This window comes from Bacillus sp. GW823-FHT06A11, from assembly GCF_058795355.1.
On record NZ_JBXAHS010000001.1, the window covers coordinates 1,265,598 to 1,281,296 of the forward strand.

19 protein-coding genes are annotated in these 15,699 nt (G+C 35.8%); 11 read left to right on the forward strand and 8 right to left on the reverse strand.

The annotated features are described in order from the left end of the window. Positions 1 to 141: 141 nt before the first annotated feature. Complete coding sequence (locus AC1Q8L_RS06355) at positions 142 to 1,038, reverse strand: helix-turn-helix domain-containing protein (protein WP_000397889.1); 897 nt, start codon at positions 1,036 to 1,038, stop codon at positions 142 to 144. Between the two features lie 305 nt (positions 1,039 to 1,343). After that, positions 1,344 to 2,645: an alpha-amylase family glycosyl hydrolase gene (locus AC1Q8L_RS06360; protein ID WP_098311742.1), complete on the reverse strand. Its 1,302-nt coding sequence runs from the start codon at positions 2,643 to 2,645 to the stop codon at positions 1,344 to 1,346. A 213-nt stretch (positions 2,646 to 2,858) separates the two neighbouring features. Here AC1Q8L_RS06360 and AC1Q8L_RS06365 point away from each other — a divergent pair, with 213 nt between their 5' ends. Beyond that, positions 2,859 to 4,091, forward strand: coding sequence for an ammonium transporter (locus AC1Q8L_RS06365; protein ID WP_098311743.1), 1,233 nt, complete (start codon positions 2,859 to 2,861; stop codon positions 4,089 to 4,091). A gap of 264 nt (positions 4,092 to 4,355) precedes the next feature. Here AC1Q8L_RS06365 and katB read toward each other — a convergent pair whose 3' ends face one another. From katB to asnB, 3 genes are all read right to left on the reverse strand, one after another. Further along, complete coding sequence (gene katB, locus AC1Q8L_RS06370; RefSeq protein WP_098311744.1) at positions 4,356 to 5,822, reverse strand: catalase KatB; 1,467 nt, start codon at positions 5,820 to 5,822, stop codon at positions 4,356 to 4,358. Between the two features lie 59 nt (positions 5,823 to 5,881). Continuing rightward, the gene (hemH, locus tag AC1Q8L_RS06375) at positions 5,882 to 6,841 is read right to left on the reverse strand and encodes a ferrochelatase (RefSeq protein WP_000162621.1); all 960 of its coding nucleotides are present in this window, start codon (positions 6,839 to 6,841) and stop codon (positions 5,882 to 5,884) included. 186 nt (positions 6,842 to 7,027) lie between these two features. After that, positions 7,028 to 8,875 (reverse strand): asparagine synthase (glutamine-hydrolyzing), encoded by a 1,848-nt coding sequence (gene asnB, locus AC1Q8L_RS06380; RefSeq protein ID WP_000333991.1) that lies wholly within the window; start codon positions 8,873 to 8,875, stop codon positions 7,028 to 7,030. A 239-nt stretch (positions 8,876 to 9,114) separates the two neighbouring features. On the opposite strand from asnB, the gene AC1Q8L_RS06385 reads away from it, so the two are divergent. After that, positions 9,115 to 9,669: a DUF2777 domain-containing protein gene (locus AC1Q8L_RS06385; protein WP_000616068.1), complete on the forward strand. Its 555-nt coding sequence runs from the start codon at positions 9,115 to 9,117 to the stop codon at positions 9,667 to 9,669. Between the two features lie 61 nt (positions 9,670 to 9,730). Here AC1Q8L_RS06385 and AC1Q8L_RS06390 read toward each other — a convergent pair whose 3' ends face one another. Then, positions 9,731 to 10,096 carry a YisL family protein gene (locus AC1Q8L_RS06390; protein WP_000233490.1) on the reverse strand — a complete coding sequence of 122 codons (366 nt, stop codon included), beginning with the start codon at positions 10,094 to 10,096 and terminating at the stop codon, positions 9,731 to 9,733. Positions 10,097 to 10,246: 150 nt separating this feature from the next. Here AC1Q8L_RS06390 and rocD point away from each other — a divergent pair, with 150 nt between their 5' ends. Both rocD and AC1Q8L_RS06400 read left to right on the forward strand, forming a co-directional pair. After that, positions 10,247 to 11,437 carry an ornithine aminotransferase gene (gene rocD / locus AC1Q8L_RS06395; protein ID WP_000616660.1) on the forward strand — a complete coding sequence of 397 codons (1,191 nt, stop codon included), beginning with the start codon at positions 10,247 to 10,249 and terminating at the stop codon, positions 11,435 to 11,437. A 110-nt stretch (positions 11,438 to 11,547) separates the two neighbouring features. Then, the gene (locus tag AC1Q8L_RS06400) at positions 11,548 to 11,829 is read left to right on the forward strand and encodes a hypothetical protein (protein ID WP_000926859.1); all 282 of its coding nucleotides are present in this window, start codon (positions 11,548 to 11,550) and stop codon (positions 11,827 to 11,829) included. Positions 11,830 to 11,863: 34 nt separating this feature from the next. Here the strand turns inward: AC1Q8L_RS06400 and AC1Q8L_RS06405 are convergent, their stop codons facing one another. Beyond that, positions 11,864 to 12,763: a fumarylacetoacetate hydrolase family protein gene (locus AC1Q8L_RS06405; RefSeq protein ID WP_001213069.1), complete on the reverse strand. Its 900-nt coding sequence runs from the start codon at positions 12,761 to 12,763 to the stop codon at positions 11,864 to 11,866. A 246-nt stretch (positions 12,764 to 13,009) separates the two neighbouring features. Between AC1Q8L_RS06405 and AC1Q8L_RS06410 the strand changes: the two genes are divergently transcribed. The 7 genes from AC1Q8L_RS06410 (at position 13,010) to gerPF (ending at position 15,271) form a co-directional block, all read left to right on the forward strand. Continuing rightward, positions 13,010 to 13,189 carry an aspartyl-phosphate phosphatase Spo0E family protein gene (locus tag AC1Q8L_RS06410; protein ID WP_000462857.1) on the forward strand — a complete coding sequence of 60 codons (180 nt, stop codon included), beginning with the start codon at positions 13,010 to 13,012 and terminating at the stop codon, positions 13,187 to 13,189. A 96-nt stretch (positions 13,190 to 13,285) separates the two neighbouring features. Continuing rightward, positions 13,286 to 13,507: a spore germination protein GerPA gene (gerPA, locus tag AC1Q8L_RS06415; protein WP_001111187.1), complete on the forward strand. Its 222-nt coding sequence runs from the start codon at positions 13,286 to 13,288 to the stop codon at positions 13,505 to 13,507. Between the two features lie 14 nt (positions 13,508 to 13,521). Next, on the forward strand, positions 13,522 to 13,728 hold the full coding sequence (gene gerPB, locus AC1Q8L_RS06420) for a spore germination protein GerPB (RefSeq protein ID WP_001012508.1): 207 nt from the start codon (positions 13,522 to 13,524) through the stop codon (positions 13,726 to 13,728). A 67-nt stretch (positions 13,729 to 13,795) separates the two neighbouring features. Continuing rightward, positions 13,796 to 14,410, forward strand: coding sequence for a spore germination protein GerPC (gene gerPC / locus AC1Q8L_RS06425; protein ID WP_001070763.1), 615 nt, complete (start codon positions 13,796 to 13,798; stop codon positions 14,408 to 14,410). Between the two features lie 6 nt (positions 14,411 to 14,416). Beyond that, the gene (gene gerPD, locus AC1Q8L_RS06430) at positions 14,417 to 14,611 is read left to right on the forward strand and encodes a spore germination protein GerPD (RefSeq protein WP_001052807.1); all 195 of its coding nucleotides are present in this window, start codon (positions 14,417 to 14,419) and stop codon (positions 14,609 to 14,611) included. A 15-nt stretch (positions 14,612 to 14,626) separates the two neighbouring features. Further along, positions 14,627 to 15,013, forward strand: coding sequence for a spore germination protein GerPE (locus AC1Q8L_RS06435; RefSeq protein WP_000902328.1), 387 nt, complete (start codon positions 14,627 to 14,629; stop codon positions 15,011 to 15,013). A gap of 42 nt (positions 15,014 to 15,055) precedes the next feature. Next, entirely contained in the window at positions 15,056 to 15,271 is a 216-nt protein-coding gene (gerPF, locus tag AC1Q8L_RS06440; protein WP_001141566.1) for a spore germination protein GerPF, read from the forward strand. A 136-nt stretch (positions 15,272 to 15,407) separates the two neighbouring features. On the opposite strand, the gene AC1Q8L_RS06445 is transcribed toward gerPF, so the two are convergent. Continuing rightward, positions 15,408 to 15,695 (reverse strand): RNA polymerase alpha subunit C-terminal domain-containing protein, encoded by a 288-nt coding sequence (locus AC1Q8L_RS06445; protein WP_016513143.1) that lies wholly within the window; start codon positions 15,693 to 15,695, stop codon positions 15,408 to 15,410. Between the last annotated feature and the right edge of the window lie 4 nt (positions 15,696 to 15,699).

A 15,699-nucleotide genomic window follows, 5' to 3' on the forward strand; every position in this document is an offset into this window, starting at 1 on the left:
CAAAATAAAAAGTACACTAAGTAAACTCTTATTCAAAAATTTATATTAAACACTAATATTTTAGAAGAAAGTTTATAAGTTTAGAACCTACAGGGATTTTCCCTGTAGGTTTTATTATATTTCAAGTGATTTCCAAATGAATTATGAGTGACTTTTTTCAGTTTGGTTTTCAAAATATTTTTCTTTAACCATTTTTATCAGATTTTCTTTTTCTGTTAGTTCAAATATAAATAATGCTTTTTTCATGTTATTTGCAACATCTTCTTCATTAGGTTGTTTAAGTTTCAATAAATTCCAAGCTTTTCCATAGTATAATTCACCTAGTAAATATAAAGTATTTAGATTAATAGCTAGTTTGATACCCATATCATTGTATTTTACTGCCTCTTCATGTTGATTTGCATGACCTAAAATTTTTGCTAAATTAAAAATAATTTTCAATTTAATTTCTTTATCTCTAGGAAAATCTAACTTATTAAAATTAGTTAAACACCTTCTTAATATATTAATACTTTTTTCATATTCTTTATTTTCCCCATGGAATATAGCAATTGTCTGCATAATATCTATTTCTCTTTCTGATAAAAAATCTGAATTAGTTACAGTTAATTTTAATGCATTATTTAAAAAATCTAAAGCAGTTTTTATTGATTTATCCACCATAAATATAGCAATCGCTTCATGCCATATTAAAAATTGTTTATCTTCTGTTGATTGGAAGTTATTTTCGTTTTTCTCTTTTTTCACTATTTCATAAAGTTCTTTGTATTGTTTTTGCTTTAAGCAATCTTTTATTACGCATTTTACATTTTCTACATATTTTAGTTTTTTGTTTTGAGTTAATGCAAATATATTATTTGGGTCAATACCAAGTCTTTCTGATAATTGATATAACAATATACTAGATGGATAAATCACACCTTTTTCTATTTTGCTAATTTGACTTTGCGAACATATTCCATGACATAATTCGGATTGTGATATATTTTTTTTAATTCTAAGCTCTTTAATGGTAATACCCAAATCGTAAAACTCCATTTTCCCACCTACTATTTAGCACTGTATTAGTATAAGAGTATTCTCTAACTTTTAATGTAATGTAAAATTAATATAGTTGCAATTATTGATTTTTCAAAGATTCTTCCCTATCGGTGCTAACACAAAAAACAGGTTAGGAAGAAAATCCTCTTCCTAACCTGGCCCTCCTCTCACTAGGGACGTTTTCATTCTCACATCGTTTCTCTTAAGAAATTTCATATCAACAGAATAAACACTATCGCGCCACCGAACAAACTTACATATACAATAAGAAGACATGAACATAGAGCCAGCAACTTCTCATCTTATCTACGCTTCCTTTTAACTGCAATTAAAAACGCAATAAATAATACATTCACCCCAACGATTAAGGAGATAAATAACCAATTCACACCTGTTTCTCCGTTAACTTTATACACGTTTGATTCTTCACGCTTTAAAACGAGATAAAATTTCCCGTTTTCCTCTCTTATAATTTCATCCTGCAACAATCCTCTTAACTCTTGTTTTTCACCAATCGTACTTGCAGGTAAGGAGACTTTTTGTGTTTCTTTCGTATTATTAATTGCTACTAAAGTTACTTCATTTTTATATTTTCGTTTTAGTATGCTCATACCGCTCTTATCATACAGTAGCTCAAACGTACCGCGTCGTAAAGACGGTCTCACCTGTCTAAGTTCACCTAGTTTTGTTATGTGCTGCATAAATTTTTCGTCTGACTTAAAATCCATTAATCGTCTATTATCGGGTACACTTCCTCCATCTAATGCAATTTCAGTTCCGTAATAAAAATTCGGAATTCCAGGTGATGTTAACAAATAAGTAAGCGCCAGTTTTAAACGTGATGGCGGATAATACATATTTTCTTTTGCAATACGCGCATATCTTTTTGTTTCTTGATTATCTAAGAACGTAACAAATTCTCCTTCTTTTTTACTCACATCGTATAACGATTTCACCGATACATCTGCTTTAGAAAACGATTCTACTATTTTTTCGTTGTATTCGCTATCCTCCTTTGTCATAATACGAAAATCTTTCTTTATCACTTGCATATCTTTTTGCGCGTTATCCCAAAAGGAACGCGGCTTTTTTTCACTATGTATAACATAACTTCCGTCTAAATCAACTTCTTTTATCCACCATTTCATTGCGTCAATTACCTGTTGTTCGTTTTCTCCAAGCGGAAATTGAAATACAACTTTCATTCCTTTTGCATGAACTTCTTTTACAAGTTCTTTCACATCATTGTCTGTCCCGAAATGTTCATTTACCTTTTTAAAATTTCGCACGTCTAATCCATCGTACTTTCCACTTTCAAAAAGTGGCGAAAGCATAACGGTAGTAAAACCCATTTCTTTTATGTAATCCACCCTTTTTATAATTCCTCTTATATCCCCTCCTTGATACCCTTCTAATTTACCAACTTCTAACTGTTTGTCATTTTTCGGTTCTCCATTATTGAAGCGATCAATCATAATGGAGTATATAACTTCATCTCGCCACTCTCTTTTTTCGTCTGCAAAAGTATGTATTGGTACAAACAAAACAACAGCTAAGCAAAAACAAATGAATAGTTTCCTAGTCCGTATTTTTCCCACACGCATCCCCCAAGCTTTTTAATTGTAAGAATATTATACCAATTATCCGAATGAAACGTATATGTCGATTTTAATCCTCACAAAATAATTCATGTTAGCTTTTATGACATCATGCATATAATTTTCTGAATTTTTAGTTGATTTTTAGTTTGATTTCGAATATGATATGAAACATAACAAATAGATGTTATTTTTTCTAACATTACAGGAGGAGAGATCATGGATATGGGAGATACAGTTTTTATGTTTGTGACGACAGTAATGGTCATGTTGATGACACCAGGATTGGCACTTTTTTATGGAGGTATGGTTCGCAGCAAAAATGTACTCAGCACAACGATGCATAGTTATAGCGCAATGGCTATCGTTTCGATTCAATGGATTGTTATCGGCTATTCTTTATCATTCGGACCAGATTGGCACGGGCTTATCGGTACACTTGATTGGTTCGGTCTAAACGGAGTTACCTACGCACCAAATCCAGACTACTCATCTACTATTCCTCACAATTTATTCATGATGTTTCAACTCATGTTCGCCATTTTAACTCCAGCTTTAATTTCAGGTGCATTCGCTGAAAGAATGCGATTTTCTGCCTTTCTTATTTTTATCCTTCTATGGACAACGATCGTTTACAATCCTGTCGCTCATTGGGTATGGGGCGTCGGCGGGTGGCTAAGGGAACTTGGTGCACTAGACTTCGCTGGCGGAAACGTCGTTCACATCACTTCCGGAGTTGCTGGTCTTGTATTAGCTATTTTCCTTGGAAAACGAAAAAACATAAATGGTTCTTCTCCTCACCATTTGCCATTTACAATGTTAGGCGCAGGCTTATTATGGTTTGGCTGGTTCGGTTTTAACGTCGGCAGCGCATTATCCTTAAACGACGTAGCTTTAACTGCATTTATTAATACAAATATAGCCGCTGCTGCCTCCGCTCTAACTTGGATGCTTTCTGAATGGTTCTTCCAATCAAAACCGACTGCGATGGGAGCTGCTTGCGGAGTTGTTTCTGGTCTAGTCGCTATTACACCAGCTTGCGGGTTCGTTACACCTTTCTCCGCTCTTCTTATCGGAGCAATTGGTGGTATATTATGCTTTGGCGCCGTTTTCTTCTTAAAAACAAAATTCGGGTATGACGATACACTTGATGCCTTTGGATGCCACGGTATCGGAGGAACTTGGGGCGGTATTGCAACAGGACTATTTGCAACTACTACCGTAAACGGGAATGGTGCGAACGGATTGTTTTACGGAAACGCCGCTTTACTGTTTAAACAACTTATAGCGATTGGCGCAACATATGCATTCACGATCATCATGACGTATGCCATTATTAAAGCGATTAACTTCTTCCTCCCTGTTCGCGTCGATGAACATGAAGAACACATGGGTCTTGATATTTCAATGCACGGCGAGAAGGCTTATGAACATGCAGAGCGAGCAAACTAAAAAAGAGACGCAATCTATTGATAGTAGATTGCATCTCTTTTTTGCGTACTAGGCAACATACCCCACCTAGTATAAATGTAAATATATCATCGGTTTTTTGGATATATCAACGATTTTTCAAATATATCGATTGTTTCTTTCAATATATCAACGGTTCGACACAACATATCGATTTACAAACAAATTCCGACATAATTTACAAGCAAAATACCCCACATAACGTTATAGAAAAAAGACGACCGAAACCCGGTCGTCTTTTCCTATTTATTTCGGAGCATTTCCTACATATTGCGTAATATCAACATTTAATGCCTGCGCTAAACGCATACCGTATTCTTGATCTGCACGGAAGAAGTTACAAACAGCTAATAATTTTGTGCGTTCATTTACGTCTTTTAGATCATTTGTTAAGTTTGCAATTAAGTTATCTTGCTCTTCTTTAGAGAATGAACGGTAACGCTCACCTGCTTGTTTGAAGTCATTTGGTTTCTCGATTTTTTCACGAGATACATAGCCTTCTACTTTCATAGTTGAATCGCGGTAAGCTTTGTCTTCAACCGGATTCTCTGCATGACGGCTCGGTTCGTAGTTGATTGTAGATGGGTTTTGATTTACTTGCATCGCACCATCACGTTGTTGATTATGAACAGCTGCGTATGGGCAGTTTACAGGAATTTGTAAGTAATTTGCACCAAGACGATAACGCTGTGTATCTGGGTAAGAGAATAAACGACCTTGTAATAATTTATCTTCCGATGGCTCAACACCATTTACAGTTGCACTTGGAGAGAACGCTACTTGTTCTACTTCTGCAAAGAAATTTTTCGGATTACGATTTAACGTCATCGTCCCTACTTCCATTAATGGGAAGCGATCTTCTGGCCATACTTTCGTTGGATCTAATGGATCAAAGTCTAAAGAGTCCATTTCATCTAATTGCATAACTTGTACGTGTAAATCCCATTTCGGGTGATTTCCTTTTTCGATTGCGTCGAACAAGTCACGAGTTGCATGATTGAAGTCTTTCCCTTGTACTTCTTGCACTTCTTTCGCATTTAAGTTACGTACACCTTGCTGTGGTTTCCAGTGGTATTTAATATAAACAATTTTACCTTCTTCATTAATCCATTTAAATGAATGGACGCCGAAACCTTCCATTTCACGATAACTTGCTGGTGTACCGTAATCAGAAAATACCCATGTCATCATGTGTGTAGATTCTGGAGTTAACGTCATGAAATCCCAGTAACGATCTGGCGTTTGAATATTCGTATCAGGTGCTGGTTTTAAAGAATGTACCATATCAGGGAATTTAATTGCATCACGAATGAAGAAAACCGGTAAATGATTACCTACGATATCGTAGTTTCCTTCTTCTGTATAAAATTTAACAGCGAACCCACGTGGGTCACGTGCTGTTTCAGGAGAACCTTGACCATGAATAACCGTTGAAAAACGAACAAATACAGGCGTTTCAGTTCCTTCATTTTGTAAAAATGCTGCTTTCGTATATTGCTTCATACTATTTTTCGTTACGAATACACCGTGAGCACCTGCACCACGTGCATGCACAACACGCTCCGGAATACGTTCACGATCAAAGTGCGCAAGTTTTTCTACTAAATGATAGTCTTCTAATAATACTGGTCCACGACGACCAGCTGTACGAGAATTTTGGTTATCTCCAACTGGAGCACCTTGGTTTGTTGTTAAGCGATTATTTGGATTCATCTAGGGGGATCCTCCTCTTTCTTTCATAGTAATTATTATTTATTTAAAATTATTATAAACTAATTATTATTCAAAACTAAACCTTTGTCAACTATTTCCTTCACTTTTTTTGAAACAATTTCAGCCAAACAGTCGATAAATGCAGATTGTGCATTCGGCATACTTGGTCTAAAATATTTGGCATTTAATTCATCAGTTACAACTTTACATTCATAATCGTTGTCATATAAAACTTCTAAATGCTCCGCTACAAAACCAACTGGGCAATATACGAAAGATTCGTACCCATGCTCTGCATATAAATCTTTCGTTAAATCTTGCACATCTGGACCAATCCATGGATCAGGAGTATTCCCAGCACTTTGCCAACCGATTGTATAGTTTTGAATATTTGCAGCTTCTGCAATTAAATCTGCCGTATACTTTAGTTGTTCTACATATGGGTCTCCTGCTGTAATAATCTTTTCTGGCAAACTATGCGCTGAGAAAATTACGACTGCTTTCTCTTTATCATCAATTTCTGTAAACGTTTCTTTTATTTTGTCTGCCCAATACGAAATAAATTTCGGTTCATCATACCATTGTTCAATTGGTTCAATAACAGGACCACCGATTTCTTTTGAAAGACGAATAGCACGATCATTATACGCTTTAATGCTAAATGTAGAATAGTGCGGTGCTAATACGATACTAATCGCCTGCTCAATTCCATCTCGCTTCATTTCCTCTACAGCATCTTCTATAAATGGCGCAGTATGTTTTAAACCTAAGTAACAAGTAAATTCATACTCTGTAAATATGTTATTCATTGAATCTGTTAATTTATGCGCCTGCTCTTTCGTAATTTTTGCAAGCGGCGAAATTCCACCAATCGCTTTATAGCGCTCAATTAAATCTTCAAGCGCTTCTTCTGACGGCTTACGCCCGTGACGGATATGTGTATAATATGCCTCTACATCGTCTAATGATTCTGGTGTTCCATACGCCATTACGAGTAAACCTATTTTTTTCTTTGTCATCTATATAACACCTCAATTTTATAAATGAGAATCCTTTTCAGAACGTTTGTTTCCAATTATAACAAGCAATAATAAGTACGTCAAAATAATAATTCTAATTAAGTATTATTTATAAGGTGATTTTGAATTTTATATGAAAATTTCTTTAATAAAAAGCGACTTACATAATTGTAAGCCGCTTTTCCCTTATTCCTTAATATTTACCCCATATTCTTTAAACCAAACGTGAATTTGTGCTAAATGAGCTAAAAGCTGTGGCCCAGTCATCAATTGACCAAACCATGGTGTTTGAAATGCACTGCCACCAGACTGAATTAATCCGTTCAACTGCTCTTTATCAAACAATTCGTGTAAAATTGAACCTTTATCCGTTAATAGATTTTGAAGCCATACTGTTACTGCTTTTGTATAGTGTGGATTGTGCGTTTTCGGATAAGGACTCTTCTTTCTATATAAGATGTCATGTGGAAGTACATCTTCTAACGCTTTACGTAATAGACCTTTTTCGCGGTTTTTATACATTTTCATTTCCCAAGGAATATTCCACGCATATTCGACAAGGCGATGATCTGCAAATGGAACACGTACTTCTAAACTTGCCCCCATACTCATGCGGTCTTTTCTGTCTAATAATGTTGTCATAAACCATACCATATTTAAATAAAATAATTGGCGTCTTTTTGCTTCTAGCGGACTTTCTCCCTCTAAAATAGGAACTTCTTGAATCGACTCTTCATAGCGCCTTTGCACATATTGTTGTAAATTTAATTTATTTCTCCATTCTTTCTTTAGCAGTTGTTCACGTGCTTCTGTAGAGCGCATCCACGGAAAGGCACTCGATTGTAAATCATCTTCTCTATAAAACCACGGATATCCACCAAATATTTCATCTGCACATTCCCCAGATAAACCGACGACAAAATCTTGTTTAATTTCACGACAAAACCATAATAATGACGAATCGATATCTGCCATACCAGGCAAATCACGAACGAGTACTGCTTCAGTTAAATACTCTGCTAATTTTTCATTCGAAATGACGCAGCGATGATGGGTTGTTTGAAATGTCTCAGTCATTAAATTAATAAACGGAGCATCTGAATTTGGCTGGAACGCATTCGCTTTAAAGTATTTGTCATTATCTTCGTAATCAATAGAATACGTGTGTAATTGCCCTTTTCCTGATCTCTCGTATTCTTTCGCTGCGATAGCTGTAATAGCGCTCGAATCTACACCACCTGATAAAAAAGTACATAGTGGTACATCAGAAACAAGCTGTCTTGTAATGGCATCTTGTAATAAAAAGCGCGTTTTCTCTACTGTTTCTTCAAAAGAGTCTTCATGTTTTTTACTTTCTACATTCCAATATCTCCATATACATAAACCGTTCTTTGAAAATGTCATCGCATGACCTGGACGTAATTCTTTTATACCAGCATAAATACCATGGCCAGGCGTTCTTGACGGTCCGAGGCCGAATATTTCGGATAACCCTTCTAACGTTACTTCCGCCTTCACATCTGGATGAGCCAGTATCGCTTTTAACTCTGAACCAAATAGTAATCGCCCACTATCATATTTATAAAATAGCGGTTTTACACCTAGTCGATCTCGCGCAATAAATACTTGTTCTTTCTGTTCATCCCATACAGCAAACGCATATATACCGTTTAAATGATCGACACATTCTTCTTTCCATTCAATATAAGAAGCTAATAATACTTCTGTATCAGAATGACCTTTAAACGTATACCCTCTTCTTAATAATTCCTTTCGAATGTCTTCTGTGTTATAAAGTTCACCGTTATAGCAAATGGCGTAATTCGTTTCATCTTTTAAACAAGTCATCGGTTGTTTCCCGCCCTCAGGGTCCACAACGATTAAACGTTTATGCCCAAATGCGACATTGCCTTTAATCCAAACTTTATTATCATCCGGACCACGTTTCGCTAACGTCTCAGCCATCTTCGTAACGACATCTCTTTCTCCTTCTAATGAGCGTTTATAATCCACCCATCCTGTAATCCCGCACATATAAATCATCCTTCCATCTTATTTCTTTTCTTGAACGTGCAGTAATCCCCACCCTAAGGGTGCGGATCAAAAAAATGGAAAACTTGACGATAACCTACTATCCACATATGGAATAGCATTCTCACTCAGTAAAACGTGTTTTATTGTATGCCCACCTATGTCTAGATGTGTCTAGTTATAAAGAATGCACGAACTGTCTATAACAGGAATAACTACTTTTTATAAAGGAGAAATCATGTATGATACAACGTAACCATATTTTATATAACCAGCCCCGCGCTCATACAGTCGGTAATGTAGAATATATAAACAATGAATGGGTATTCTTTGATGATGAAAATGATGAAGCATTTTTATTAGAAGATATTGCCGAAGATGGTTTTGAGATTTTATATAACAACAGCTGGCTACCAGCTCGTTTCTATGAACAAGATATATTACAAATCGCCAACGAACAGCACCACCTGCAAAACGGGGAAATGATACGTATTCGAAAAAAATTACTTCTTAGCTATAATGAATGGCTCGAGGAATTACCTGACTCTGTGTTCACATTATTAACCGAATCATTGCAATCACTTCACTACTCTTTATATGATTGCATGTATTGTCATAATTATTTATCTTTCTTACCGAAAGAGGAGTCACGCGAAGGAGTAAATATTCTTTTGTTTGATAACGAAGAGATGATCTGTACACTACAGCATCATTTCGTCCGTCACACTACATCCAATAAAAACATGTTCCGTTTTACGAAAGTAAATGGAGAAGAGTTACATATCGATGCGACATAAAAAGTAAAAACCACCTTAGCTCCCAAGTCTTTGAGATTATAAGGTGGTTTTATTTTCTTTATTAGAATACTTGCCAACCAATCGGTAATTTCAGTCCAAGGTAAAATACTGCTACTAATGCAACAATAAATAGCCCCCAAACTGCCCCTGTTGCTTTGTTCTTGCTCATTTTCACAAGAACCATTTCCATTCCACCGATAACTAAAATACCAGCTATCATTTTTAAACCATACCACATGTGCATGTTACTTGTTGCAGTCTTCATAATCCCCATGTACAACATGAAACCTGTCACAATAATGATAATGTACATAAGACGAAGCCCCATATGTACACCTTTACCTTTTCTTCCTGCTGAATAAAGTGAATACGCAACGAAGAATAAAATTAAACCTAACGCCCATGCTGTAATATGCATATGTACCATCGTATCCCTTACCTCCTCTTTTCACACTTTTTCACTCTATATGATAACATGTTCATTTATTTTCAGGAAATGTTTCGCTTTTTTACATTTAAATGCTATAATATTTAGAGTATTTACAAACTTCTTGTAATAACAAAAGGGGGAACAATCATGATTCAAACTAAGGATATTATCGAACTTACAGACACATATGGAGCAAATAACTATCACCCACTTCCAATCGTTATTTCTAAAGCAGAAGGTGTTTGGGTAGAAGATCCTGAAGGAAACCGCTATATGGACTTATTAAGTGCATATTCTGCAGTAAACCAAGGTCATCGTCACCCGAAAATTATTAACGCTTTAATTGACCAAGCTAATCGTGTTACGTTAACTTCTCGTGCTTTCCATAGCGATCAATTAGGTCCTTGGTACGAAAAAGTTGCGAAACTAACTAATAAAGAAATGGTACTTCCAATGAATACAGGTGCTGAAGCTGTTGAAACTGCAATTAAAACAGTTCGTCGCTGGGCTTATGATGTGAAGAAAGTAGAAGCAAACCGTGCTGAAATCATCGTTTGTGAAGATAACTTCCACGGACGTACAATGGGTTCTGTTTCTATGTCTTCAAATGAAGAGTACAAGCGTGGATTTGGTCCAATGCTTCCTGGCATCGTTGTAATTCCTTACGGTGATTTAGAAGCATTAAAAGCCGCAATTACACCAAACACAGCAGCATTCATTTTAGAGCCAATTCAAGGTGAAGCAGGAATTAACATCCCACCAGCTGGTTACTTAAAAGAAGCTCTTGAAGTATGTAAAAAAGAAAACGTTTTATTCGTAGCAGATGAAATCCAAACAGGCTTAGGCCGTACTGGTAAAGTATTCGCTTGTGACTGGGACGATGTAACTCCTGACATGTACATACTTGGTAAAGCCCTTGGTGGCGGTGTATTCCCGATCTCTTGTGTTGCAGCAAACCGCGATATTTTAGGTGTTTTTGAGCCAGGTTCTCATGGTTCTACATTCGGCGGTAACCCACTTGCATGTGCTGTTTCTATCGCAGCTCTTGAAGTTTTAGAAGAAGAAAAATTAACAGAGCGTTCTCTTCAATTAGGAGAAAAATTAGTTGGGCAATTAAAAGAAATTGATAACCCAATGATCACTGAAGTTCGCGGTAAAGGTTTATTCATCGGTATCGAATTAAACGAGCCAGCTCGTCCTTACTGTGAACAACTAAAAGCAGCTGGTCTACTATGTAAAGAAACACACGAAAACGTAATTCGTATCGCACCACCTCTAGTAATCTCTGAAGAAGATTTAGAGTGGGCATTCCAAAAAATTAAAGCTGTATTATCGTAATAATAGAGAGGTTGTCCAACATGTTGGGACAACCTCTTTCTTTTTACATTCAATTATATCAAGATAAAATTGAAATTTTCTGTATTTTAAATTCATAAAGGAGGTGCGATATGCTACTAAGATATGGTAAACATATTAACTATTTAGCTACAGCGTTTATTTTAGTTACATTCTTTAGTTTCCTACTTTCCACAACATGGCTTCATTACTCAACTCCTACTACACTCACACTACTGAAAGCATCATTTTGGACTGCTGTTATTCTTACTATTATTGGATTTGGACGAGAAAAAAGCGCACTTGCGGTTATATTATTTGGCATTTGTACACTTGCATTAATTGGTCTTTACACTTTTGCCGTTATCGATTATCTCTATAATCCGAGACCATAGAAAAGAGCTATCTTTATACAAGATAGCTCTTTTCTCATTTCACTACATTTCGCAAAGTACCAATTCTTTCCACTGTAATGACCACTTCATCACCAGCATGTAAAAACTTCGGTGGTGTAAAACCTTTTCCGACACCAGCCGGCGTTCCTGTTGCGATAATATCGCCTGGTTCTAAAGTCATTCCTTTGCTTATCGTTGAAATAATTTCTTCTATTGAAAAAATCATTTTATTTGTGTTGGAAGTTTGCCTTACTTCTCCATTTACTACCGTTTCAATGTGTAATGCATTCGGCGTTTCAACCACCGATTTATGAATTAAATACGGTCCCATCGGACAAAATGTATCGAAGCTTTTCCCAAGGAAAAACTGTTTATGTTTTCTTTGAATATCTCGAGCTGTTACATCATTTATAATCGTATAACCAAAAACATGCTCAAGCGCTTTTTCTTCTTTAATTTGCTTCCCTCGCTTACCAATAATGATAGCTAGTTCTCCTTCGTAATCTAGTTCGTCCGTTGCGTGAGGGTGACCATTAATTTGCTCATTTATGCCAATAACTGTTGTTGGTGCTTTCGTAAAGATCATTATATTTTCTGGAATAGACTCTACTCCGCCCATTTCTACCGCATGCTCACGATAGTTTTTTCCAACGCACAAAATATTCTTTCTTGGCCTTGGAATCGGCGCTAATATTTTCACCTCTGTTAACGGATAATACGCCGCTTCCCCGTTCTCTTTTGCCCAATTTACAATTTCACATACTTTCTCAAAGCATTCAGTCCCTCTTTCAATACACTCTAACATTGTAATAGGGATTGTAACCTTTTCCCCTTTTTGTCTTTGCGCTTCTCTTAAGTGTAATACCTTTTCTTCTTCTTCATCCACAATACCTACAAATACCTTTTCTTCTTTCTTCGCCGTTACAAAACGCAATATTTCCACTCTCCATCCTAAAACTCATACCTTTTAATTGTATTCGCATCCGCAAGAAAAAAACCTTCTCATGCACGCTAATTTTTACAATATTCTTCTCGCACTTATTCGTTACTTATTCATTATTTAGCATAAAATGTAGAAATTTTACTTTTTTTAGCGAAGGTATTTCTTTTTTATGGAGTTTTTGTATAATATGTACTACATATATACTAAAAATTTCATTTAGAGATGGAGCCGATTTCAATGTTTGAGCAAGCTATTGAAAAAAAACGTGAAAAAATGATCTATTTTGCTGAACGCTATGGAATGACTTCTCAAAGAACAGTGGATTGTAGCCAAGAACTGGACAGGCTCTTAAATGTAATTTGTCATGTACATACGGATTTACACCCTACTCAAACGTTCAACACACACACGCAATAACGCGTGTGTTTCTTTTATTTCAAAAAAACACACATTTTATTGGAAACGCCCATACAATAGTAGAAAAGAAAATTTTAAAAACGAAGGGTGTTTTGTATGCCAGCTATGGTCGGACATATTCGTATCGTCAATATTGGATCAAGTGGTATTTTTCATATTGGAGATGTATTTGCGATTAGGCCTATTAGTTACTCACGTGCTTTCGCCGGGGCCGGTTCTTTCAACGTTGGAGATAATGTTTCTGTCTACAATTATCAAAGTGCAACGACTGTCAACGATTCAGATGTAATCGATCAAGCGATAATTGGCTCAACTTAAAGGAGGCAATTGCATTGAATTTTTATGTAAACCAAAGTATCATCATCAACAGTATTAAAATTGATAGTATTACAACCTCTTCTGTGTTCCAAATTGGTACTGCCGGAAGTATTAAAGCCCTATCTAAATTTTCAAATACGGGCGGATTTACGGAGCCGCTTCGCCCATTACAGGCAAAAGGACAAATTATTTCTATCAAACCATCAACTAGTTCTTCTTAAGACATCCTTGTCATAAATATATAGCAGGAATATTTTTACCCTCCCTATTGAAAAGGAGGTTTCACAAATGAATCAAGATATATATACTTACTTACACCAACTTCAACAAGCTCTTCAAACACAACAAGCAGCCATCCTAAATTTAGAAGAACAAGTGCGCCAACTCCAAGAAGAGCTTAACGAATTAAAAAATCGCCCCTCCTCTTCTGTAGGAAAAGTGGAATACAAATTCGATCAATTAAAAGTCGAAAATTTAAATGGTACTTTAAATATTGGTTTAAACCCATTTTCAGCAAAAGGACAACAAATTGAAGATTTTCAAGTGGATACAGAAACATTGAAGGTAAACCCTGAAACCGAAACAAACCCAGACTTTTATCAAGGTATCCTCCAAGAAATGCATCGATACTTAGATGAAGAAGCATATAATCGTATTCTCCATTTTGAACAAGAAGAGAGAACACCGCTTGATGAAATGTATCGACAAATGATGGTAGATGACATAAAAAAACAGATGGAGCATCGACTCCCTTATTATTTATCACAAGCGCAATCATATGAAGGTATTTCAACAGATCCAGATTATTTACGAGATATCATTATTCAGGCAATGAAACAAGATATTGACAAAGCCTTTCTCTCCTTTATTCAGCACATACCGGGAAATTTCCGAAAGGAGTAAGTATGTATGAACCTTAACGTTGTAAACCGTGAGTTAAAAGTCGGACAGATTAAAATGAACGGTGTATCGTCGTCCGCACTCTTTTTAATTGGAGATGCAAATCTCCTCATTCTATCTTCTATTCTCGATACACCATTTGAAACAGTTACAGAGGGTCCATTTGTACCATTAGTAACAGATGTCCCTCCTACTCCAGGTTAAGGAGACTGAGAAATTATGTTGCATCATGTGTCCATTGTCCAAAATGTTTCTATTATTTCTTTAGGGATTACTGCCGTATTGCAAGTTGGAGATGCAAACCAAATGGAATTAAAAAGTAGAGCTCTTGCCGTCCACCGTGAAATTCCTTGTTATATAAAGGGAGAAGGTCGTTTTGATGCTTTTGAAATCTTTACAGATGAACACATTACAATTCCAAAACGAACGAAAGATGTAAATTTAAATATTGTAAATGAATGCCCATTTATTGAAGTTAATAACGTTGAATTACGGACACTTTTAAATTCTGGTTGCTTTCAAATTGGAAATGTTGATTATGTTTTTAATAACTCTCGTATTATGCAAATCCGCCAATATATTACAGATGAACCTTCCGCACAATAATTCATATAGTAATTAAAAAGCTTAGTAAAGTAGGTGGATGGTATGCCTTCGGTTGTAGGAAATCTCGTCGTTCAAAACAGTAATGGTTCTTTTAATTTAGGGGATTTTTATAACGTATCTCCGAAAGAAAATACGAAAGCTTATAATGGATCCGGAGCTTCTAATGTTGGATTTGTCGTGAATACTTTTAACGGTGTTAGTGCAACAAATACGTTTGATTCTGATGTGGCGGATCAAGATCAGATTGGAACAGCGTAAAAAAAGTAGGAGATATTCTCCTACTTTTTTCTTTTATCTAATTCAAATTATTAAAATGAAATTTTAATCAGCAAGAGCTTTACTGTTCACAAATAGTGGTATAAACAAGTAAGGAGTGAAGAGGCACTATTTCATTTTATTTAAATGATAATCCGCTCTCCTCCAAAGCTTGTCTAAGCTTCGGCAAAGACGCAGGTCCCATACCATGCAGTTTTAAAATTTCTTTTTCACTATATTTTGAGAGTTCTTCTACAGTTTGAATTCCGTGGTGCTCTAATGCTCTTCTTGCTGGTGCTGAAAGAAGAGAGAGAAAACCTTCTTTTGGTTTTCTCTCTTTCTCACAGGTTGGGCAAGTTGGACAATCGCTACTTTTATAATACTCGTGTCCCTGTTCACAAGTTCTTAACGTTTTTTCCTTTACCATTTTC